14 protein-coding genes are annotated in these 24,054 nt (G+C 61.8%); 6 read left to right on the top strand and 8 right to left on the bottom strand.

Translation table 11 applies throughout. From position 1 onward, the window contains the following. Positions 1–645 precede the first annotated feature (645 nt). From LZC94_15875 to LZC94_15860, 4 genes are all read right to left on the bottom strand, one after another. Entirely contained in the window at positions 646–1,110 is a 465-nt protein-coding gene (locus tag LZC94_15875) for an ester cyclase (protein WXB18703.1), read from the bottom strand. A gap of 153 nt (positions 1,111–1,263) precedes the next feature. Beyond that, entirely contained in the window at positions 1,264–1,761 is a 498-nt protein-coding gene (locus LZC94_15870) for a hypothetical protein (protein ID WXB18702.1), read from the bottom strand. 275 nt (positions 1,762–2,036) lie between these two features. Continuing rightward, on the bottom strand, positions 2,037–2,360 hold the full coding sequence (locus LZC94_15865; protein ID WXB18701.1) for a hypothetical protein: 324 nt from the start codon (positions 2,358–2,360) through the stop codon (positions 2,037–2,039). 403 nt (positions 2,361–2,763) lie between these two features. Next, complete coding sequence (locus tag LZC94_15860; GenBank protein WXB18700.1) at positions 2,764–3,006, bottom strand: DUF433 domain-containing protein; 243 nt, start codon at positions 3,004–3,006, stop codon at positions 2,764–2,766. Positions 3,007–4,233: 1,227 nt separating this feature from the next. Between LZC94_15860 and LZC94_15855 the strand changes: the two genes are divergently transcribed. Beyond that, a complete protein-coding gene (locus tag LZC94_15855) occupies positions 4,234–5,592 on the top strand; it encodes a sigma 54-interacting transcriptional regulator (protein WXB18699.1) in 1,359 nt (452 codons plus the stop codon). Positions 5,593–5,987: 395 nt separating this feature from the next. On the opposite strand, the gene LZC94_15850 is transcribed toward LZC94_15855, so the two are convergent. Further along, positions 5,988–6,227 (bottom strand): hypothetical protein, encoded by a 240-nt coding sequence (locus LZC94_15850; GenBank protein WXB18698.1) that lies wholly within the window; start codon positions 6,225–6,227, stop codon positions 5,988–5,990. A gap of 78 nt (positions 6,228–6,305) precedes the next feature. Further along, positions 6,306–6,674 carry a hypothetical protein gene (locus LZC94_15845; GenBank protein ID WXB18697.1) on the bottom strand — a complete coding sequence of 123 codons (369 nt, stop codon included), beginning with the start codon at positions 6,672–6,674 and terminating at the stop codon, positions 6,306–6,308. A 423-nt stretch (positions 6,675–7,097) separates the two neighbouring features. On the opposite strand from LZC94_15845, the gene LZC94_15840 reads away from it, so the two are divergent. From LZC94_15840 to LZC94_15830, 3 genes are all read left to right on the top strand, one after another. Then, a complete protein-coding gene (locus LZC94_15840) occupies positions 7,098–8,489 on the top strand; it encodes a hypothetical protein (GenBank protein ID WXB18696.1) in 1,392 nt (463 codons plus the stop codon). 820 nt (positions 8,490–9,309) lie between these two features. After that, entirely contained in the window at positions 9,310–10,575 is a 1,266-nt protein-coding gene (locus tag LZC94_15835) for a hypothetical protein (GenBank protein WXB18695.1), read from the top strand. Positions 10,576–11,754: 1,179 nt separating this feature from the next. After that, a complete protein-coding gene (locus tag LZC94_15830) occupies positions 11,755–19,143 on the top strand; it encodes a hypothetical protein (protein WXB18694.1) in 7,389 nt (2,462 codons plus the stop codon). 8 nt (positions 19,144–19,151) lie between these two features. On the opposite strand, the gene LZC94_15825 is transcribed toward LZC94_15830, so the two are convergent. Then, positions 19,152–19,355: a hypothetical protein gene (locus LZC94_15825; GenBank protein ID WXB18693.1), complete on the bottom strand. Its 204-nt coding sequence runs from the start codon at positions 19,353–19,355 to the stop codon at positions 19,152–19,154. Between the two features lie 935 nt (positions 19,356–20,290). Beyond that, positions 20,291–21,394, bottom strand: coding sequence for an acetylserotonin O-methyltransferase (locus tag LZC94_15820; GenBank protein ID WXB18692.1), 1,104 nt, complete (start codon positions 21,392–21,394; stop codon positions 20,291–20,293). Positions 21,395–21,447: 53 nt separating this feature from the next. Between LZC94_15820 and LZC94_15815 the strand changes: the two genes are divergently transcribed. Both LZC94_15815 and LZC94_15810 read left to right on the top strand, forming a co-directional pair. Further along, entirely contained in the window at positions 21,448–22,155 is a 708-nt protein-coding gene (locus LZC94_15815; GenBank protein ID WXB18691.1) for a DUF2760 domain-containing protein, read from the top strand. After that, complete coding sequence (locus LZC94_15810) at positions 22,152–24,035, top strand: Hsp70 family protein (protein ID WXB18690.1); 1,884 nt, start codon at positions 22,152–22,154, stop codon at positions 24,033–24,035. Before LZC94_15815 ends, LZC94_15810 begins: the two co-directional genes overlap by 4 nt. Positions 24,036–24,054 lie beyond the last annotated feature (19 nt).

Below are 24,054 nucleotides of genomic sequence, written 5' to 3'. Positions count from 1 at the left end.
AGGACCCCTGCGGAGTGGCCCTTCACGTAACTGACAAGTCGTTGCAATAACTCCCTTTCCGGCTGTACTTCGCTTGGTGTCTCTGTCGAAGCAGGTACGTACCGCGTGCTAGTTCGGGTTCCGACCCGGCGCATCGCCCCCGTGGCGAGCGCAGCGAAGCACGCAAACTGAAATCGTGTATCGCCAAGGTTGAGCTGAGACACCAGCGCCCGCCGAGTTGAACCTCCTGGTGTCCTTGTTATGACCTCAGTAAGACGAATCATATCCGCCACGAGTGTTTTCGCGTACTGACCCGCAGCTCTGGGGTGTACGACGCGAGCCGGAGATGCCATGAGGTATTGCACTCCATCAAATTGTGCAGTTGATCTATTTGCGTAACCACAAGCAATCACGTTGATTTCCAAAGGCACTGGCGTAGCGAACCACTGCGTTCCCGCGGCTCGCGAGCCCCCAGGCGAGATCACAGTGCACCTTCACGGCACCGACGGTCTTGTCCTGATCCATCGTCCGGCGCCGCACACGAGGACCGCTGCCGGGAAGGGTCCCGCCCCGTTCGTGACGGTCAGCAGACCGGGCAAAGCCACGTTCTTCCCGAGATCGATTTGGCGTTCCTCGAAGGCGTCGGGATCTGCGTCCTTGGGGTACCTAGTCCGCTGCCGCATTGTTGCTCTGAGTTTCCACAGCAGCGAGCTCCCGCGCGATACCTGCAGTATCGAACCAAACGTTCTCGCGCACGATCTTGCCATGCGCCATCTCCACAACATGAAACATTCGGAAGCTGATGGTGCGACCACCGCCCTCCATCGGCCCCATCCTACCGATGACCTTCACGGTCAACATCGAGTCATCGGTGAGAACGTTGTCCCCATGGGCCCGTCTGAACTGCTTGCGATCTACAACCTGGATGTTCTTGAACAGACTATCGTAGCGGAGCCGCACTGCGTCGACGCCGAACACCACTGGAACATCGCCGGGACCCACGATGTCGTGCTCCACGTTCTCGGCGAACGTTGCGATCACCCGATCCACGTCTCCCGCAGCTTCCGCGGCGAGATGCTCGTCCATGAGAGCGTCCATCTCTTCGTGCGTCATCAAGGGTGCATTGCTCATTTGACACCTCACGTGTTGGTCTGATTGTTCTCCGAGTACCTTCCTAAATCTCCGGATTACCGAACGAGCACCGTGAGCCGTAGAGCGGATGGTGCGGAGCAGCCGCTCGGCTTCCACGAGTGTCGCTGACGTGCAGTACGGTATCACGAGATTTTATTTCGGCAACATCTTTATCGCGAACAGTGCAACCACTTGCTCGCCCACGAATGGCTCCTGGCCGGTCGCGTCGAACCCGTTATTAGACTCACCAAGCTCGTAGCGAGCATTGAGCTTAGCCAGCAATCCCGTCACGTGCGTTCTTGACAGTAAAAACGTATCCCAATCGCTCAGCACGTGAATCTTTACGTCTCCGAACTTGGCCAAAGCCTTGTACGGCCCCGTCCCGCCTTCCCCATGTGGCATCTCTCCATCACATCGAAGCGAGACGATCCCATATGCGGTTGTTACGCTATTGCCGAGCCGCCACCGGAGGTAGGCCAGTGCGACCTCGTCCCGTTCGCCGATATCAGGTGCGCCGATTGCGATCGCGGCGGCCCGCGGAATTGGCTCCGCGGCGAGAATATCTGGTTTAGAAAACCCGGACGCGAGACGTTCCCCCGCTACGTCATCAATGGCACCTCCCACGACCATTGCGTCTTCTTTCTCCAGCACGGGCTCGATCTCCCGCCATCGCTTGATCCATGACCATCCAGAAAGCAGCCTAATTGGGTCCCCTTCGTGAGCTGGGTATCGAGGCACCCAAGTCAGGTAGTTCCTCCTCCGCAAAATCCGTTCTGCGCTATCCCGTGAGCCGCAATGGCGCTCAGGTGCGGGCGCTCCTCCCCACATCCCAAACCAGGTGGGGAACACCGAAGTGAGGATAGTCACTACGTGGGCGTTGAACGCCTCCCTGACAAGCTGAGCGAGGATCCGAATTCCTTTGCACATCACAAGTCCTGGTTAAAGTCGGGGACGAGATGCTCCTTTTCGTCGTCAGGGATCTCCCGCTTGGTCGGGCGATCCTCCGGAATGTACGGGTTCGCCCCTATCTCGGCATCGAGCTTCGCGGCCGTCACGAGCTCGAGCGTCGCCCCAGCCACGGGCTTCACGCTCGGCGAGTATTGGATGAGACACATTCGCCCATCGCGTTCTCGCAGCACCACACGACACACGCCGAGGACATTCGGAACGCCGACGATCCCCTCCAGCATCTTGTAGCCAGAGGGCGGGAGGAAGTTTCGCGGGACTGTGAGGACACTTGTCGTGCTCATTTGAAAATCCTTTTCTACGACGTTGGTCTCAAATCCTCCGAAACCGGAACCGCAGCGTGAGCTGCACCTGGATTGCGCAATGTGGAAAGGGGGGATCACAGCGCGACGCTGTCGCTTCGCTCTTTCGGAGACTGTTCACACCGATTGGATCGGGCGACGCCTGAATACACAATCGGAGCTCCTGGCCGAAACGAGCGCGGATCAGGCGAAATGACGCATGCCCACGGGCACGGAGGCACGCACCACGAATGCGTCACGTCGTTTCCGGTCCACGCTCGTTTCGGCCAGGTGCCTGCGATTTGGTAGGCACGGCGAGAACGCTGGTACTTGCTCGACATCGACTCCTTTCAAATAGTTAAGAAGCGTTAACTGGACGAGGGCCTGGAGCCGGGATGAACGCTCGCTAGAGCGGATGGATCAGGCGGTCGGTTTCGACGCCCACCGCCCGAGCCGCGTACGCAAGGCACGCGAGGATCTCGCTGCGCGAGATCCCGAGTTCTTGCATGACACCCTCGATGGATGCGCCTTCGGCCATTCGGAGCAGTGGCAGGGACGCCGGAATCTGCCCGCGAATGCAAGGCAACCCCCAGCGTATCGCCGGGTCGGACGTGATCAAATCCAGGGGCGACTCATAATAGTTCTCCATTACGTGCTTCTCCCTCGTCGTTAGCAGAACATCACGGAGATTGTCCTTTCGGGGGTAGGCCCGCCAGCATCCGCCGTGTCGAGGGTGGCTCTTCGTCGCGTGCGAGCTGTGAGCCGACGTTTGGTTGCTGCAAGGGCTACCCCGGTACAGTCCAAATGCGTCAGAGCCCGATCGCGCGCGTCCAAAGCGCTTTGAACCGCTTCATAGTAGTAACGCCTCAGCGTGGGGTCCATGTCTTTGACAACTCGCTCGACGCGGGACGACCGAGATGTGATTTGGCAATTCAAAGTTCCCCTCCCCGATGACGACACGTTATGCAAGATCTAGCCGCGGCCGGCTGCAAACAAAATCATGCATGGCGTACCCGGCGCGAGCCCCGCTGTCGATGGTGATGCGGCCTGTCAGTGGCTCGTAATACGCCTGCATGGGGGACACTCCCTTTCTTCACGATTGTCTGCTGGAGTGAGTGAGGACATAAGCTAAGTAGTTGCACGGGCGGTTGCGCGAAGAAGGTGTTCGGGGCCAGTCGAAGAGCGAACAATTCCAGAGGCAGAATGAATATAATGCGGTACTCAAGCAGTGACAATAGTGTATTGCCGACCCTCGTCACTTCGACCATATTGCGACCTGCATTGTATTTGGCAATGTCGGACATGCAATATTTAAATTATTATTACGATCGGCGTGCCTGTCCTTTCGCGCTCACGGCTGCCCGCACTGCCGGGACGACCAGCTGAGCGACGATGACTTCCCTCGCCGTCATCGGGCCCTCCTGGGCTTCATGAGCGGGTTCCTCGCTTCACTCTGGGGCTGCCCCCGGCGAGTAGCCCCGGCGAGGGTGAACTGCTGAGGTCCTCATCGTCCTCCGCAATGTACTCCCATTAGCGAACCTCCCCTAAGGTTTGGGTACGCCACGGCATAGCGAATTCCATTCCACGCTCGGAATTTGACACGGGGATGTCGTTTAAGCATAAAGCCAAGACTGCGGGCCCTATTCTTTGGCCGGAAACTCGCCCGCATAGGTTTGTCGTCATCCCCTTGAACCGCCGCCCCGGGGGCGCCCGGGGCGCCCATTGGGCGCCCACCGGCGCCTGGTTGCTCAACCGATGACGGTCATATACTGTGCTCCCGAACGGTCCTATGTCAAAGCACCTACTCAGCCCGTCAACGGGCACGATAGATGACGAAGCCGCGACGAGTGGCGCTTCCGTTGAAGAAGAACGCCGAATGGTGACGTTCGTGATCCTATGGTGCTCCGAGCCGTGGCGTCTCGGAGAAGTCATGCATTTCCCACCTGCCGGCGGCGATTGCGTCTTTGGTCGTGGCGGTGCGCGCACGAACGACCCCGGTCGCCGTGTGCAATTCGGTAAGCGCTCCGAGCTCGCTGCTCGTTCCCCCATGGAGATCCCGCAAATTTCCCGCATCCAAGCACTGCTGCGCGTGCGGCATCACGACATGGCGATTGACGTCCACAACGTAGGGCGGGCGGGATTGACCCTTAACGGCTACCCGGTCGAAAAATGTCGAGTGGGCCCTGGCGACTTGGTGCAGTTCGGACGGCAACTCCTGCTTGTGTGCGTCGTCGAACATTCCGCAACTACGGCCGTCAACAATGCCTACCCAGAGCATACACACGGGCAGCCTGATGCTTTCGGCCTTGTGGGTGAGTCCGCCGCGATATGGAAGCTGCGCCGACAGCTTGCGTTCGTCGGTCCTCGGACGGGTCACGTGCTGATCCATGGCCCAAGCGGCAGTGGGAAGGAGCTGGTTGCGAATGCTATTCACCGGTTGTCGCGGGGGGGGCCCATGGTCGCTCGGAACGCCGCCACTCTGCCCGAAGGGATCATCGACGCGGAACTGTTCGGCAATGTCCGAAATTACCCGAATCCCGGCATGCCGGAACGGCATGGCCTCGTTGGGCAGGCTGACGAATCGACGCTCTACCTGGACGAATTCGCAGAGTTGCCACTGACGTTGCAGACTCACCTTTTGCGAGTCCTTGACAGCGGCGAATATCAGCGTTTGGGGGAGGCTGTCGCTCGACGCTCGAGATTTCGTCTCATTGCATCAACGAACCGGCCAATAGCAACCATCAAAGAAGACCTTCTCGCCCGACTTCAGTATCGAATACAAGTTCCCGATTTGAATCAGCGACGTGAAGACATCCCATTGCTTCTCCTACACCTTTTGCGCACCTTCATGACGGAAGACCCATCCATCGCGCGCTTTTTCCCCAACGGCAACCGCGATGGACTACCACGCATATCACTCACTTTCTTGCGCAAGCTCGTATTGCGCCGATATCGCACCAATGCGCGCGAGCTATCCGTTATCGTGTGGTCGGCTATCCAGAACAGCGACGGCGACATCATCCAGGCACCCGAAGCTACACCAGAGAGCACCGGCGATGGCGCAAACCTCGAGGGCACTCCCGTGGATCGCGACGAGAACACCGAGGAGCGGGAACAAATTCGTGCGGCCCTCGCGCGTCATAACGGCAATCTTGAGGCCACATGGCAAGCCCTCGGGTTCAGAAATCGTTACCAGTTGAGACGCCTTATTAAGAAATACGACCTCAAACCCTAAAGCTGGAGCACGAAGCTTGGGCTGAGACTTGGTTCGGCGACTGCCGGTATTTTCCTACACGAAGCGAGAGAGTGGTCCTGAGCCCGGCCCGCCGAGTGAGCTCAAGCACTTCGAAAGACGGACTGAAATTCTCAAATGTGTTGAATCAACATCGATTGGTAATCGTGTGCGCGGCGTCTTGACCCGTTAGTTTTTTTTACGGCATTTTCCGTCAAATGTTCGACCGCACTTCGGGGAGTAGTGCAGGGCGTTACACTGGAACGACTCTGTGCGAAAAGTATCGCATTTTGCGACTCCTCGGCACGGGTGGCACGTCGTCAGTGTACGCCGCGGTGCACCGCAATGGCCGCCCGGTCGCAGTCAAAATCCTGCGCGAACGTCTCGATGTTGAGGTCCTATCGCATCGGGAGGCGCTCCTCGCGAACCGTGTGAACCACCCCGGTGTCGTCTCCGCGGTCGACGACAACGTGACCGACGATGGGCACATCTTCTTGGTCATGCCGCTGCTCGAAGGTGAGACGTTGCAGCAACGAGCCTCGCGGAATGAAAAGAAGCTGCCCCTTTCGGAGGTGGTCGTCGTTGCGGACGCGCTCCTCGACGTTCTCGAGGCGGCCCACGCCTCGAACGTCGTTCATCGGGATCTCAAACCAAGCAACCTGTTCGTCACGCAGGAAGCCGGCGACATTCGCGTGATCGATTGGGGTACTGCGAGGCTATTTTCGGGTGCGGAAGCCGCCGTCACGCGCTCGGGGCACGCGAGGGGGACGCCAGCGTTCATGGCGCCCGAACAGGCTCTGGGGCGAGACGTCGATGGGCGCACCGATCTTTGGGCGGTCGGCGCGACGATGTTCGCACTTCTCTCGGGCAAACACGTCCATGAAGGTCGGTCGGGGAACGAGGTAGTCGTTCGCGCCGCTACGAGCAAGGCACGGCCACTTGGAGAGGTTGCCCCCGAGGTTTCTGGTCCATTCTGTCAATTGGTCGACCGCGCCCTCGAGTTCGAAATATCGCGCCGCTGGCCCGACGCGGCGACGATGCGTGCCGCCCTCGTCGAAGCGTGTCGCGCCGAGTTCGGGGTCCAACCGTGCGAGTTACCCCGTCTCCACGTACCACCGACGCTCCACGAATCCCACGACGAACCGGCAACCACGGCTACGATCAGCGAATCAGGGACGCCGACGGTTGACGGCCCTGCATCGGGACTGGCCCCCTCGCTTCCGACATCCACGGAGCGACGAGCGGGGTGGGGATGGCGACAACGACTCGCGACGAGCCTTGGTATCGCAGCTATCGGTGTGGTAGCCGGGGGATCCATTGTGGGCTTGACCGTGGCGCGAGGTGACACGGCACCTCAGAGGGCCGCCTCCGGAACCAGCTATGGTGACCCAACACCCTATATCGTTGCATCGCGAAGCGCTTGGCTCGGCGCTCGGAGTGACGTGGCCCGGGAGGAGGCGCGGAAGGCGATCACGGTCCACGGCGCGTCACCGGAGGCTCGCTTCGCCATGACACGGACCGTCGGGCTCTGGCCGACCGACGGTGACCGCGAGCATTTCGCAAAAGCGTATCAAGGTCGAAGTGAGCTCTCCCCTTCGGCGCGCAGTTACCTGGAAGCGCTGGCACCTGCGATGACGTTTCCGCCAAACTTTCGCCTATCGGGCGAACGATTCGCGGCGCTCCAAAAAAATGACCCAATCAATCTTGAAGTTGTGATCGCCCTCGCTCAAAATTGGATACGCGTCGACCGCGTAGCGGACGCTTTGACGCTCCTGGAGCCACTCGCGCAGACATCCGATGCCCCGGGCGTTGTGCTCCAACTCCTAGCGGTTGCGTACGCACTCATTGATAACGTTGATGCGAGCCGCCACACGCTGCGCCGTTGTCTGGTGAATTTTGTCGGAAGTTCGAATTGCGCGACATTTTTAGCAAGAATCGAACTGATGGAAGGGCAGTGCGCGGCCGCGGAGCAAATTTTGCGGCAGGAGATCGAAACGAATCCGAACGACGCCGAAGCTTATTTCCAACTTGCGAATGCCCGTGAGTCCCAGGGGGCCAGCATCCAGGAGATCGCGTCGGCCCTTAACAAGGGTGCGGAACTGCGAGATGGTGCTCCCGGTGGGCAAAGCGCGTTGTCCGCCGCTGACTTCACGCTAGCGGTCCATGAGGGGCGATTCAACGATGCGCTCGCGTTGAGTGACAAGCACGAGAGTCGACTTCAGAGCAGCAACGATGCTTGGGAGCACTATTATGCCGCACTCCATAGCACGTACGTGCGTGTGGAACTTGGCATGCCGGCAGAGGCACGCGAGGCAGTCGACCGATTCGTCGCAAACCGCACAGAATTTTTTGTAAATCATCATAGTTATGTTGGCGACAATTCGACCGTACTCAATGGCCTCGCCGCACAATGGCAACTCATCTCGTGGACAGAATGGGCAGCTATCCGTGATACGCGTCTTAGGCGTCACATCAGCCGTGACGATCTTGTGCACGGTCGCCAACGTGCGTGGCTCGAACTTTATGCAGTCCCCGCGACGACGTCCGTCGCCGCGAAAGAGGCACTCGCCGTATTGCCGGAATATGCGCCCATACTTTCGCGCACGCAGCGGTGGGCAAACGAGGATGCCGCCGTTGGGAGAGTCTATTGGCTTACGGGGTCACCCACCATGGCGTTGCCCTACTTTGAACGTGCATCGGCAGCATGCACTCGTCTCGATAATCCTGTACAGCACACCCAGATGCTGACGCAATACGGAGCCCTGCTCGAAGATATTGGGCAGAAGGAACGCGCCTGCGAAGTCTATCGCCGAGTGCTTCACTATTGGCCGCGGGTCGCAGAGAGCACAACCGCGACGCGGGCGGCATCGCGCGCTGCGGCTGTTTGCCCTCGTCTCTAGGAGCGGCGATCGAGCACAGAATACCCCGCCGCTGAGGTCAACGAGGCCCTTGTCCGTTGCATCGATTTGTGAGACGATTTCGCTTATTGTTGGCCATTTGGGTGCGTGTTAACACTCGGAGGACCGCCATCATGGAATCCAGCTACTCACGACGACGTTCCAATGTCGCTGCCATCGTTTCATTGCTCCCACTCCTGGCCAGCGGTTGTGTAATCGACACCGAGACGAGTGAGCCCGGGTCGCAGACGCCTCTTTCCGCAGACGTCAACGCGGAGGCAGGCGAGCCTTCGCCTGGAGCACACCTCAACAAGGTCGATTGTTTGGTTGACCCTGCTGTTATCGATTCCCTACGAGCGCCTACTGATCTTCGTGCAATGGATCCTCCCTGCTGTCCGGCATTGCCCGCGGACCCCTCCCTCCATGCCAACGACTGAAACATAAGCCAACTCGCTGTCCCGATGCAAGGGCCGCGCCGCGGCCTGGCGGGGGCCCACACGTCGGGATTTTAACATGGGTATGCGGGTCGCATCTATAGTGTCGTTTTTGCCGTTCATAGTAAGCAGTTGCGCGACTGCGCCCGAGAGCGGAGCCCAAGCGCCGCAAACGCCTACGTCTGCAACCGTATACGCCCGGACGCGTGAGCCGTCGCGTGCAGGTCCCCGAACATGCGGCTCCGGGGAGCAGTTCCGGAGGAATCATGTAGCCAATTTGGCTGCCGCGAATGGCCTGCAATTGCCTTCCGAAGTTTGTTCAGAGCAACGAACCGCGATGCGCCACTAGTAGTAGCTGGCAGGTGTACGTGGGACGTCTGTAGGTTCTCATGGATGTAACGCTTCAACGACTTGGCGACCGCATCGAGAAAGAGTGGTTTCGCGCCAACTTTCGAGACAGATCTTTTCCGTCTATCTGTGCACGTGCTCTCAGCGAGACACGCGTCGTGGATGTCGAAGCACTCCTCGATTGGGGCCTCGGCTGCGAACGGCTTCCTGAGCAGGTGGACGCAGATTTCGATTTCGGCGAGCCGCCTCTGACCGTTTTTTCTAGCGAGCGATTTTATATATCCGTCCATTTCTGGCTCGACGGAACCACCAACATTCACGAGCATGGGTTTAGCGGCGCCTTCGTGGTGCTTGAGGGCGGCAGTCTTCATACGACATTTGCTTTCCGTCCTGCGCACGAGATCAACGATCACTTCGCCATCGGAGAGCTGCATGAGAAGCACGTCGAGCGCCTCGAGCCGGGCGACGTAAGGGAGATTCACGGCAACGGTCACCCCGACAGCACGATTCATTCGCTCTTTCACTTGGAGCGCCCATCCGCAACGCTGGTCGTGCGCACGTATCGCGACACGCGGACGCGACCTCAATACTCGTATAGTCGGGCGGGCGCGGCGTGGAACTCTTTGTACGATCGAAAAGAGATCAAGCGGCGCGGCCAGCTCCTGCAGCTCGTACAGCAGACGCGTCCCGACCACGTCCACGAGTATTGCCTGCGCTGGTTCGACGTCGCCGATGACGTCGGCGCCTTTCTTGCGCTGCGTAGCGGGGTTGGGCGGCTTTCGCCCGACGAAGGCAATGCTTTGCTTAATGCCGCGGAGCTACGCCGCCCAGAGCTTACAAGGCTTGCGCGGGATGTCGTCGCAGCGGACCGATGCGAGGCCGGGATCATCCGCCGAAGGTCCGTAGTGACGGATCCTGGGCTACGTTTTTTTCTGGCGGTCCTTCTCAACGTGCGCGGGCGAGAGAACGCGCTTCGCCTCATTGGCGAGAAGTATCGTGAGCGCGATCCCGTGGATACGGTCATGGAGTGGATTCTTGCGCTCTCGAAGCTCCCGGCCATTCGTCTCGAGGAACCTTCCGCATTGGGCTTTCCGCTCGACGAGGTGACGGCGATGGCGCTGCGCAACCTCCTGACCGGTGCGCCCTGCGAAGCACTCGAAAGGGAAGTCGCGACATTCGCGAAGCGCCCCCTTACCGTGAACGAGTGCGGGGCCCTCGAGAACCTCCGCGATGCATTTCGACGCTCCGAAATGTTTGGGGGGGTGCTCGGTGAGATGGCCCCCATCGCTCGTACCTACGGAGGCTGAAGTTACGGTGCCGATCGCCATCGACTGCGGTCCGGCGTGAACGTCCGCGCGCGAATTTTGGCGACGAGAGCGTGTGCTTTGACGTCGTGCGCTGTCTCGACGTAGAGCTTCTCAACGATGCCGGATATGCGCGGTTTGAGCACTCACTCCGATATCGCTTGTTAATATTCTCGATCCGAATCAACGGTTGGTTGTCGCCGCCTCGGGTCATGGCCACTCTCAATCGGCCGGATAATAGCCACACCCACCCCATGTGGACATTACGAAGTGTCGATGACGTGCCAAAATGCCGCCAGTTTGTGGCTTCACGTTTCGTGCGCGAAGCGCAAGCGCTTCCCAGCCGTATACGGCGGCTGCCCAAGATGTCGCGGTGTCAACAGCAGGAATGGAAGCGCTGGAGGTCCGTCCACGCCGACTGTCGACACCGCGAGCGTGGGGCGCCGTCGCGGCGAGTTCCGAGAGTTCCGATGCGGCGTCGGGCTGAACGATGCCCCGCGTCCCACGACAATGGCGATGGCGATTTCTCTGTCGGTTGAAGTCGCATCTCTTTAAGTTCGGTGAAATGTTGCGCAGTTTCGCGAATGCAAATGAAATCGCTGGCGCCCATCTCGTCCAGCCATCTCTCCGGCCAATTTTGAGTATGACGTTCGTGACGGATCGGCAAACCCATCGCGAAGTGCAGTGTTTTAGCACACTTATAAGTCGCAAAATTTAGAGCCGACGAAACTTATTGCTTGAATTGATCAAGCTAATGCAAATTCACGCAATGCAGCCTACGAAAGGTCGATGGGCGCGAGAGGGGATGAGCGATATGAGTCCCGTTGGATGTAGATATCACACATATTTGCACCGGCTCGCGTGGTTGGTCGCGACCATCGTCATCGTTCTCGGACTCGGATGCAGCGCGCGAGGTGGTGGCGATGCGGATGACCACGAGCTCGTGCCGGATTGCGTCGCATATCTCGCTCAGCTCAATCGGTGCATGAGCGACATAAGCCCCGATGTGGCCTCTCAACGGGCGGCCGCAACACGGCAGGCGCTCACCGTTGCCGCGAAGGACGACGCTGCGAAAGGGCGACTCGCCGCCCAGTGCCGTGTCGCCGGTGAACAGCTTTCCCGCGCCTGCCGCTAGGCGCGTGCCTGATTTAATTCCAACGACCATCGCATGTGAGATCCGTCATGGAAGAGACCTTGCTTGCCCATTTTCGAAGCTGTCCTCGCCTCGTCGCGGCGGTCCTAACGGCCGTCTTCATCACCGCCATGATCCCGCATCGAGCTTACGCCGAGGAGGACGGTCCGCGGGAATCCTCGCCGAGAGAGCCCACTTCCACGGGCTCACCGCCGGTGAAAGCGGCAGCGACCGGAGAATCTACAGGCACCACGCGAAGTGCACTGCTGGCCGGTGCGGAAGGGCACGATGGCGATCTCCCGACCCTCGGCCGTGCCACGCTCGGGATCCCCGAGGGAAGCAGCGCCGGAAACGGCGCGATGGCTGGGGTCGACCCGTCCACGGGCGCAGCGCAAGCCTCGATCGGGTTCCAGTTGCCGCGAGCTCGTGGCCAGGCGCAACCCAGCCTTGGAATCAGCTACAGCTCGGCGGGCACGAACACGGAGGTCGGCTACGCATGGCGTCTCAATCTTCCTCGGATTGAACGTGAGAATCGCGGTGGTGGACCTCGCTACGACGACAGGGATCGTTTCCGGATCAACGGGGTCGACCTCGTTCCGGTCTGCCTCGTCACCGATGGGCAATGCTTCGGACAAGGATCTCTTCTGCCGGGTGAGACGCTTCCCGACGACATGAGCGGTTGGACGTACTTTCGCGCCGCCATGGATGACGGCGTACGCTACTTTCTCTCTCCCGACAGGCGAACGTGGCGCGCCGACGGCAAGTCGGGCGTGCAGGCGGAGTATGGGGCGCCGCGCGACGATATCGGCAACTTTTCTGGCCTTGATGCCGGTGCAGCAGCCGCGGACGGGAAGCCGATTGCTTTCCGTTGGAACCTCGTGAGGCAGTGGGGGAACGGACGCGCCAACGTTGTCGTGTACCGCTGGGAGAGGTTCCAGGGCGAAGCACGTGGCTATCTCGTGGACATCTTCGATACCCCGCGCGTGGGTGCACCGGTGGCCACCCCGTCGCAGATTCCCCTAGGTCATTTCGCGCATCATACGCACATCAGCTATAGCGTGCCCGAAAAAGGAGAGGTCTTTCCCAACGGGCCGCCATGGCACCTAAGGCCGGCGCATCACCTCGATCATGTCGATGTCACCAGCGCAGACTTCGCCGATCCGGGGAATGGTCGGCGGCATCTAGTCCGACGCTATCAGGTGGCGTATTGGCCCTCGCGCGCGCACTCCCATCAGGTGCGGTCGATCGTCCGAAAGGTTCATTTGTCGGGGGCCTGTCCAGACGTTCGCGAAGACGACAACTTCGTGATTTCGGGACCGCTGTGCGTGACCGAAGAGCGCGACCTCGCTACAATGGCTTATACGGGATTTGGAGACATCAACCAATCTCTCGGCAGCCGCCTGATCGCGAAGTTCCCGCATGACCACGTGCCGAACTCGAACCGCCTCAGTTTCATGGATTTGAACGCCGACGGCGTGGCCGATGCCTTTGCCAGGCCACCCGCCATAAATGGCGAGCCGGTGGGGCCGCTGGTCATTGGGATCCGCGAAACGGGGCTCAAGTACGTGATGGGAACGATGAACGTGCCCACATCCGTGCTGGGCGCGAATTCCTCCAACCTTTTCATCTTTGGTAGGTTCGGAAGTTGGAGCAGCGACGGGAAGGTCAATATTCTTTGGTCGGAGCTCGATGGAGCGAAGCCGACGGGTCACTACGCGATCTATTCGCCGCAGAGCGGCCCGTCGAACACGTGGTCTTTGGTGCCGAGTGACACTCGCACCGTGAGCTCGGACTGGTCGGCGGTGCGTGCGATGCCTGGTGACCGTGAGTACATGGATCTGGACGGTGACGGCAACCTCGATAGCCACGAGGTGCTCCTCAAGCGTCCAGAGTCGACAGCTCCCTCCGCGAATCCTTCGGACCCGCCGAAAACGAGGTTCCGCACATGCAGCTTCTTCACGACTCGGGACGGCGCGGGAGATGTATTGCCATTTTCTCGTGGCCCCGCCGCCGGGGATTGTGTTCCAAAGGACGACGATGACGAGTACCTGACGCTCGGAGAAACGTTCTATCGGGATTTTACGGGCGATGGTGTTGTCGACCAGCTCACGGTCAGGTGGGTTCCAAGCGCAACCCCGGACCTTTGGGATCAGGAATGGCACGTCGCCTATGGGACAGGGAGTGGCAACTTCGTGGGCTACAAGCTCGTCCCCGGTGGAGTCAAAGCCGTGCGCCCCGATTACATTGCGAACACGTACCTGCATGATCTGAACGGCGACTCGATTGTCGACCGGATCGATCTGAGGAACTTCGAAGGTGATCCCTATCCTGGCATCGACATCTCCCTCGGGGATGGAACGCAATGGATTGGCCCGGTGGCGCATTTGAAGCCGGGCGAAGACGTCGCTCAGTGGGCGACGATGTATCGCGTCGGTCCCGGAGCCGGTCGCCTGCAGCAGCCGATGCAGCTCCAATTCGCGGATCAGTATGGGACGGGGATCGACAACATCGTGGTGACGACGGGAACGGAGCAGTTCTACACGGAAGTCCTTCATTTACGGAACTTCGTGAACGGACGCCCCGGCCTACTGTCGACCATCACGAACGGACTCGGAGCGGAAACCAAGCTCGAGTACGGGATCACGGCGGGAGTGCCCGGTGCGCCCGCGCACGTGAGCAAAGTCACGGTGAGCAGCAACGCCGACGTGAAGGGAACGGGCGGCCCGTACGTCACGAGCTACGATTATCGCGAGCCGGTTTACGACCATCTGGAGCGTCAATTCCGCGGCTTCCGATCGGTGCGAGCCACCACCAACGATCCGAATCGCGTGACGATGGAGACTCGCTTTCTCATCGGATCGTGCGTGAGCAGCTCGGGCGGAGACGTGCCTTGCGCACCCGCCGTCGACAATCCGCGGACCGCCGTGCGCGGGTTGCCGCTGACCGTTGACACCTTCGACACCAACGGCGTTCACCTCACGACGATCCATCACCAGTACAAGATGGACAAGCTCTACGACGGTGCGGACGGGCGCAAGGTTCGTCGGATCTACGCGGCCTTCACCGACAACTGGGGGTACGACACAGCGAACTTCTCGCCCGCGCCCGCGAATCTCGAGGTGATCGATCTCCAGTCGGCCGAGGTCACGCTGCGCGGTACGTATACGGTTGCAACGGCCCAGGGCACTGCGCACACGGCCACGGCGCGCGAGCTCGATGCTTTTGGCAACATCACGTCCGAGGCGGACTTCGGCAATTTAGTTCGGTTGAGCCCGGATATTCCGGTGGATTCACCTATCTACAGGGTGACGGAGTGGGCCGTTCCATCGGGTGATTCGTCGCACTGGCTTTGGCGCGCCAAGGACACTTACGTGCGGGAGTCGCTTCCGGGACCGAACCTGCAGCATGCGCGCTACGAGCACGACGCGGTCGGAAACCTGCTCAAGACGTACGGTGATTTGACTGGGACGTTGGCACTTGCCCGATTCCATGAAGACTGGCTCGCCGAGGTGGCTCCGACGCCTGCAGACGCCTCGCGGAACGGCGTGAACTTGTTGCGCTTCGAGGTGACGTACGATCTGTTCGGCAACCCGCGGCGCGTGAAAAATGCCACCGGGATGCGCTGCGCAGACACGAGCTACGATGCCTCCTTCGGGCAGCTCCCCGTGGCGCAGACCGCATATAGGAACGGGTGCGGAAGCGGCGGGCTCACCACGACGACGGTCTACGACCGCGGGCTTGAAGTCGCGACGATGGTCACCGACCCGACCGGGGCAATGTCGACGACAGTGTACGACGGATGGGGGCGGCCGAAGGAGATCTACAAGCCGAGTCCGACCCTGGGCGTGCTGGCTGAGAGCGTGCCTTCGGCGAGGATGACGTACGTCGACGTCGAGAATGGCCCCTATCAGCGCGTGCACGTCGAAACGCGAGACGATGATGGGAGCGCGGTGCGATACCGGTCCGCATGGAGCTACGTGGATCCGTACGGGCACACGGTTGCGACCATCAAGCAGGCCGACCCCGCAGCGGGCGACCTGGGCCCGTACATCGTTAGCGGGCAGCTCGAGCGCGATGCGCGTGGACGGGTCGTGAAGGCGTACGAGCCATACTTCGCCACCGTGGACCCACAAGGTCCAACGCCGCCGGCCGTGCCCGCGTCCGTGCTGTCGAGCCGTATCGCGTACGATGCGTTTGGACAGGCCATGCAAACGTTTGGGCTCGAGGGCGAGCCGAAGGGCTCGGTGCTGTATCACGGGCTTTGGCAGGAGACTTTCGACGCGGCGGACCTCACGCCCGGAGCAACACCGCATCCGACCAAAACGGTGTGGGACGGGCATGGGCGCATCACGCTGAAGCAGCGGGCAACCAACGCTCTCGGAACGTCGGCGGACACCATCACGACGCGGATGGTGTACCTCCCGACAGGAGAGCTCTCGACCATCACACGTTCGCACAGCGCGGGCGGTGATGTGTACACGCGCACGATGCAGTACGACTCATGGGGCAGGCTCGTGCAGAACGCCGAGCCGAACACGTCGAGCGGTTTCGGTACCACGAAGATGAAAGCGTGGCGCTACGCCTACAACGACTCCGGCGACGTGATAGGAACGAGCGACGCGCGCGGGTGCGGGAAGAATACTCAGTGGGACGGTCTTGGGAGGCCGCTCGCGGAGACGTACTCGCCGTGCTTGCGGAGCCACGCGCGCTACCGCGAGCAACAGGTGACGAATTTGTTCGTCTACGACGCGCCCGAGCAGGGACAAGAAGGCAACCCATTGTTCTTCATCGGCCGTCTCGCGGCTTCCTACGATCGCGCTCAGAGGACGCGATATACCTATGACGGCCGCGGGCGAACCACGCAAGTTGCGCGGCAGATTGCGATGGCCGAGCAGAACGGCCGACCCTTCGAAGGAGGAGCGGAGGAGGGCGCAGCGGCGGCGGCCGAGGAAGACCAGGCGGCTCTTGCCGCGGGGTACATTTCCCACTGGTACAAGACCGCCGTTGGCTACGACCCAGCGGACCGAGTGATCGCGCAAACGATGGGGCTCGAGGTTCCGGAGCTGCAAGGTGAATCCGTAACGGCCGGAGGGCTGAACGGAAAAGACTTGGTCACTACGAGCTACACGGCGCGCGGGATTGCCAATCACGTCGCCGGGAGCTACGGCGATCTCGTCACGAACAAAATCGTAGATGCGGATGATCTCGTGCGATTCGTCACCTACGGGGACACGGCGCACACGGAGCTGGGCAACGAGTACGACGCGCGTCGTCGGCTTCAACGGACGCGGATCCGCCGCGTTGCTCCGGATATCTGGAAGAATCCGCCTGCCGGCTACAAGAAGCCCTCACCGTCGGAGACGGCGCAGACGGTACTTCAGGATCTCCATGTCGTCTCTTACGACGCCGTTGACAACGCCCTCACCGTGCGCGACGAGCGGATTGGCGACGAATGGCCAGCGGGGGCAAAACCGATTTCCATGCAGCAATTCACATACGACGATCGGTACCAGCTGCGCCGCGTCGAGTACGAGACAGGTGGCGACGTACAGGTATCCCCGTTCGCCGAAGATTTGGAAAACAACGACACGCGCCCGATCCCCGCGCAGAGGCTCGCCAAGCGGGTGCAGTGGCAGTCGTTCGAGTTCGACTGGCAAGGTAACCTGACGAAGTCCGACGACGACGTGCACGCGTTCCACGATCGCTCGATGGGAACCATGACCTATGGAACGCCGACCAAGGGCCCGAATCGTGTGGCGTCGGCGAGCGCGGAAAAAGGGTACGCCAAGGCGACCTACGACGCCGCGGGGAACCTGACCGGGCTCACGCTAAGAAAGCCAGGACCGAGCGCCGATGAAGACGCGGGCGCGATCGATCTGTCGTTCTCGTACGAATGGGACGAAGTGGGGCAGCTCGTGCGCGCCAAGCGCACGCCAGTCTCCGGCATCGCGATGGGCGTGGAGTTCCGCTACACGTACACCGCGGGTGGGCAGCGGGTGATTAAGTCCGTCGAGAACCCGTGGTCGCACGAGCGGGTGTACACGGTCGAAGTGTTCCCGACCCTGCGGCTCAATGGCGCGAGGTTTCGCTCGCTCGAGTACGAGCTAAACGAGGACACCGCAGCCGTGTACCTGGTGTCGAACGGCACAGGAATCGCGCGTGTGGTCCATGGAGACCCTGGTTTGCCGACCATCGGGCTCAAGAAGGCGCGCGTCTATTTCACGATGACGGATCCGATCGGGTCGACGAGCGTGGTGGTCGACAAGTCGACGAGCGAGCTCGTCGAACGCAGCACGTACTTGGCCTACGGCCAGGCAGAGACGGACTATCGCCCGAAGCGATGGCAATTCTTCCGCGAGGACTTCCGGTTCACGGGTAAAGAGGACGACGTCGGCGTCGGGCTCACGTACTTCGGGTACCGCTACTACGTGCCGGCGTTGGGGCAGTGGGCGAGTGCGGACCCGCTGACGGTGCACGAGCTTGGGAGCGACCTAAATCCGTACGCGTACGTCATGGGCTCGCCGCAGAGGTTGGTGGACCCGTTGGGGCTAATGGTTCCAGGGTTCGCCGTAATGACGAATGCGGGCCTTCCAGGGAGCAGCTATTCGAGCGGCGAATGGAGTCGCGTTACATGTACCCCTGGTGCGGGGACAGCAGGCAATGTCGGGACCTGCGATGCAGGGACGATCGTTGGGGAACCGGAGACAGAGTGGTCTCGACCGAGCGAGATTGACGGCCCCGCCACAATTGTCCACATCGCCATGGCGGGAGCCGCCAGGCTGTTTCGTGAACTCCGAGCCATTGACTCGGACCCGGCAACACGCAGGGCGCTGCGAGACGAACTTAGGCGGGGAAGTCCCGCAGAAATGATCTCGGGCATCCTTGGTGGCGGCGAAGCGGGCGCTCCGACGCGAGCTGACGACTTACCGGCACCGAGAGTTTCGTACGCACAACAAGCGAAACACGTGGTGGGAGTCTTCGTTGGGTCTAGATCTGGCCCCAAAGGCCCAGCGTTCCCGTCAGGCGCTGGGGCCGGCGGAAAGGGGTGGCGCGTCATTAACGAAAGCGCCGGTGGCGCCGTTGGTCAACGGACTCCAACATCATGCGGCGCGGCCTGTGGCGAGATGGTGTCGGGAATTCCGCAGGACGAACTGATTCCTCGTGTCGGGGCGCCGACAGATGCTAAATTTCTCGGCAAAGGTATCGGAAGAATTGGAGGCTACCTCGGTCCAAATCTATATTCACACTTAATGGGTCTGAAACGACCCTGGATAGCGGAACTGAGGAGTGGACCTCAGGGGATATCGCACTTCGTTGTCGTCGACGGGATGCAAGGAGCGAACCTCTTTATTCGAGACCCTTGGAACGGTGGCAGCACGTATGAGATGACCGTGGATGCGTTTCATGACGCTTGGACCGGCAACGGAGTACTTCCATGAAGTGGAGTCTAAAGTCGATCGAGTGCAGCGAAGAACGAATATATCGAGTAGCTCTTGCCAGAGGACAGGATGAACGAACGTTCATATTTATAGTCGAGCTGCATGGCAGTAGTGGTATTGAGGTTGTCCAGTGGGATGATGCGTTTGGAGAGTTTGTTGGGCTCCAACGACCCGGTGCCGAGCGTCTTCTCGCGGCGGTTCAAGCGTTTCACTTCGCGCGAGAACTAAATGTCTCGCCCTAGCGCAACAGCGCCAAATCGAACGAGCAACGTTCATGGGAACGGACGGTATCTTACCGACGTCATCCCGGGAACGAGAAGCGCCGGTTCCCTCTCGGCAACCTTCCTGGGAGTGCCCTGGCGGGGCGTCCGATATAGTCATTATATTGAAATCGATACCGCGGGGCTGAATGTCGCCCAAGGTCGTTCGGGAGTATTCCTCGTGCCTAATGACAAATCGCTGAACATATCCGGGCGCATCATGAGCTTCGGACAGGCGCACTAGGCCATGCACTATTTATTGGTAAAGTAGAAACACTCGAATCCAGCTGAGCCGAATATTCTATATTCCGAACTCAACGAACAACGAATGCAACTTCGGAAGATCGACATATATCCGGCCGGCCGATGGGGGTTCGCGGACATGACTGAAGGAGCTGGAGGCTCAGTGTTGGGGGAAGCACCAACGCCTTCAATTGAAGATTTGAACGCCGATCCTGAGTACGAAGCAACAACAGTTTCCAAAGAAGAGTTCGAGAGGTTGTGGGCCAATCGTAAGAGAGCGCGGATCATGACGTCGTTCCCGATTCATAATGAGAGTGGCAAGTCAAATTGATAAACGTCTTGCCTCGGTTCAAGCTTTTCACTTCGCCCGCGACCTGACGGAGTGGACGTCTCGGGACGTCCCATTCTGTTGTGGTCGATGGAATGCGAGGAGAGAATATTTTCATTCGAGACCCTTGGAATGGTGGCAGCACGAAAGTGCGGCGAAGGGAGAGAAGGTCGCCGCCCTTGTCAACGATGGCCTGGCACCAGACCCGGCCCTCGGCTTCAGCTTTTCGGCCTCGGCCCTCGGTTTTCGGCCCTCGGTTTTCGGCTATCGGCCATCGCCCTCGGCCCTTCGGGCACGAGACGGGGGCGGGGCATCCTCAACGAGCAACCCCCTCGATCAAGCTCGTGAGTCCGGGTAACGGGTGAACCTTCCGGACCGAGAAGCCGGCGTCGTCGAGGAGGGCTTCGAATTGGGTGGCGGTGCGCTGGCGGCCTTCGGAGCAGACGGTGATCATTTCCATGTCGAGCAAATTGACCATGGGGTACGGAGGGGCGTCGGTGAGCAGCATTTCGACGATGAGCAAGCGCTGGTTCGGTTTCATGGCGCGGCGGCAGTTGCGGAGGATGGTGGTGCTGCGGGCGTCGTCCCAGTCGTGGAGGACGTCTTTGAGGAGGTAGGCGTCGGCGCCGGTGGGGATGGATTCGAAGAAGTTGCCGGCGGTGAGCTCGCACCGGGAGAGCACGTTGCGCTGGCGGAGGCGGGCGCGGGCGTCGTCGAGACGAGGGGGCTGGTCGAAGAGGATGCCGTGGAGGTGGTCGTGGCGCGCGAGGATGGCGCCGAGGAGCATGCCGCTGCCGCCGGCGACGTCGCAGACTTTGCGGACTTCGCGGAAGATGGGGGAGGAGGCCACCGCGGGAGCATCGAGCTCGGTCAGGCGCGACATGGCCTCGTCGAAGACGGTGCCGTGCTCGGGGTGGCGCTCGAAGTAGTCCCAAAAAGAAGCGCCGTGGACGTGCTCGAAGGCGCTCTTGCCCGTCATGACCGTGTGCTCCAACTCGGCCCACGCGTGCGCGTGGTAGGAGCTGCCGAAATATTCGGGGAAGGCCGGCCCGCCCAGCGCGCCGGTGCGCAGGACCCGCGAGATGCGGTTGTTGGCGAAGCGGCCGTCGGGTTGGCGGCGGAAGACGCCGAGCTGGGCGAGGGCCCGGAGCATGCGCTCGAGGACGTCGGCGTTGGCGCCGGTGCGGAGGGCGAGCTCGTGCGCAGAAAGAGGCCCGTTTTCCAGCTGATCGGCCAGTTTGAGCTTGGCGGCGACGTGAACCATCTGGGTGCGCATCACCGCGAAGGTGTGCTCGAAGATCGTGAGCTCCGGGGGGGTGATGGTGTCCACCAACTTGAGGAGCCAACCGCGGAGCGCGAGCATGCTCTGGATGATGAAACGCCCCGGGTTCGGAGGAGGCGTGTACGGTCCTTCGGGCATGGGCGCCATCCTAACCTTTGCTTCGCGTTCCGGGCGGAAGTAGCCTCGCCCGCGTGACCGAAACGACGGCTCTTCCGACTCAGCTCCCTTTCCTCACGCGTCTGTGGTTCGCGTGGCTGGCCTTTTTCCGCGTCCTGTTCGATGGGGCGTTCGCGGCCCGCGTCTGGGGCGCGCAATCGCCCGAGGCGCTCCCCCCTGCCCGGCCCGCGCCCTCCCCCGAGCCGGTGCGCGAGCTCGAGGCCCCCAAGGCGGCACCCGCTTCCGATCGGGCGCCCGCGAAACCCGCGAACGAAGCGCCCGCGGCGACCGTCGAGACCCCGGCGCCCGCGCGCACATCGACGGCGACCGCGGTTGCAGCCGCGACGGCGAGCAAAGCCGAGAGCTCGGTGGAGGGAGCCTTGCAGCTGCTGGCGTTGTTTCAGCGGGAGGGGCGCTTGGTCGACTTTTTGACACAGGAAATTGCGCCATTTGGCGATGCCGAGATTGGGGCGACGGCGCGGGTCATCCACGAGGGGTGCCGCAAGGCGCTGCTCTCCCACGCGACCATCGTCCCCGTGCGCGCCGAGAACGAGGATAGTCCGGTGACGTTGAATACGGGGTTCGATCCCGCGGAGGTGAAGTTGACAGGCAATGTGAAGGGGTCCGGACCGTACCGCGGGATTTTGCGGCACCGGGGGTGGCGCGCCAAAGAGATCGCCCTGCCGGCGGCGGTGCCGGGGCACGATGCGACGATCTTGTGCCCGGCGGAGGTCGAGCTGTGAGCACCAAACCGAACGAGCAAGAGCGGTACGTGGTCGGCATCGACCTGGGGACGACGCATACGGCCATGGCGGGCGCGCGGCTCGACGAGGAGAGCGCGCGGCCCGAGGTGCTCCCCATTTCGCAGCTGGTGGCGGCGGGGACGGTGGACGCCCGGACCTTGCTGCCGTCGTTCCTGTATTTTGCCGCGGAGGCCGAGGGGGCGCAGGCCCTGCCGTGGGATGCGGAGCGGCGGTTTGCGGTGGGCGAGCTGGCGCGGTCGCGCGGGGCCGATGCGCCGCTGCGGACGATTTCGAGCGCGAAGAGTTGGCTTTGCCACCCGGGGGTGGATCGGCGCGGCGGGATCCTTCCGCAGGGGGCGCCGGAGGACATCGAGAAGATATCGCCGGTGGAGGTGTCGTGGCGGTACCTGGAGCACCTCACGGAAGCGTGGGATGCGCGGCTCGCCAGCCTGGGGGAGGCGCCGGCGCCGCTGGGCCAGCAGGAGATCGTGCTGACGGTGCCGGCGTCGTTCGACGCGGGCGCGCGCGAGCTCACCGCGGAGGCGGCGATGGCGGCCGGGCTCGAGAAGGTCACCTTGCTCGAGGAGCCGCAGGCCGCGCTCTATGCCTGGATCGAGGCGATGGGCGAAAGGTGGCGCAAGGAGCTCAAGGTCGGCGATGTGATCTTGGTGGTCGACGTCGGCGGGGGAACGACCGACTTTTCGGCCATCGCCGCGGTGGAGACCGAAGGGTCGCTGGAGCTCGTACGGGTGGCGGTGGGCGACCATATTTTGCTCGGCGGCGACAACATGGACTTGGCGCTGGCGCACGTGGTGAAGCAGAAGGTCGCGCAAGGCGGGGTCGAGCTGGATCGCTGGCAGATGGGCGCGCTCACCCACGCGTGCCGCGGGGCCAAGGAGCGGCTGCTCGGCGATGCGAAGCTCGACGCGGTGCCCATCGTGCTGGCGGCCCGCGGCTCGAAGTTGATCGGCGGCGGGGTCCGCAGTGAGCTGACCCGCGACGAGGTGACGCGGGTGCTGGTGGAGGGATTTTTCCCCGTGGTGCCGGGATCGGCGCGGCCGGCGGTGCGCGCGCGCGGAGCGCTCACGCAGCTGGGGCTCCCGTACGCGTCGGATGCGGCGGTGACCAAGCACCTGGCGGCGTTTTTGGGGCGGCAGGCCGACGCGCTCGCGCGGCTCTCGCTGCCCCACGCGGGCACGGGGACGGCGGCGGATCGGGGGCCCTCGCTCCTGCATCCGACGGCGGTGCTCTTCAACGGCGGCGTGATGAAGAGCGACGCCCTGCGAACGCGGCTGCTCGGGACATTGAACGCATGGCTCGCCGAGGACGGCGCGCCGCCCGTGCGGACCTTGAACGAGGTGGACTACGATCTGGCGGTGGCGCGCGGCGCGGCGGCGTACGGGCTGGTGCGGCGCGGGCGCGGGCTGCGCATCCGCGGTGGAACGGCGCGCGCGTACTACGTCGGGATCGAGAGCTCCATGCCCGCGGTCCCCGGTATCGAGCCGCCGATCACGGCGCTTTGCGTGGCGCCGTTCGGGATGGAAGAAGGAACGCAGGCGAGCCTCCCGCCCAACGAGGTGGGCGTGGTGGTGGGCGAGCCCGTGCGCTTTCGGTTCTTTGGGTCGACGGTGCGCCGCGAGGACGAGGCGGGGACCGAGCTGGAACGATGGAAAGAGGGCGAGCTCGAGGAGCTCGCGCCCATCGAGGTCACCCTCCCGGCCGAAGGTCGCCGCGAGGGCGACGTCGTTCCGGTGCGCTTGCACGCGGCGGTGAGCGAGGTGGGGACCTTGCTCCTCGAGGCGGTCGCGACCGCACCGCGCAAGCCCGACGAGCGCTGGGCGATCGAGCTGGCCGTGCGAGGCAACGACGGATCCACCTAACTCCGCCTAAGATCGAGTC

Source organism: Sorangiineae bacterium MSr11954 (assembly GCA_037157815.1).
Lineage (GTDB): Bacteria > Myxococcota_A > Polyangia > Polyangiales > Polyangiaceae > Pendulispora > Pendulispora albinea.
This window is presented reverse-complemented; position numbering and strand designations above follow the sequence as displayed.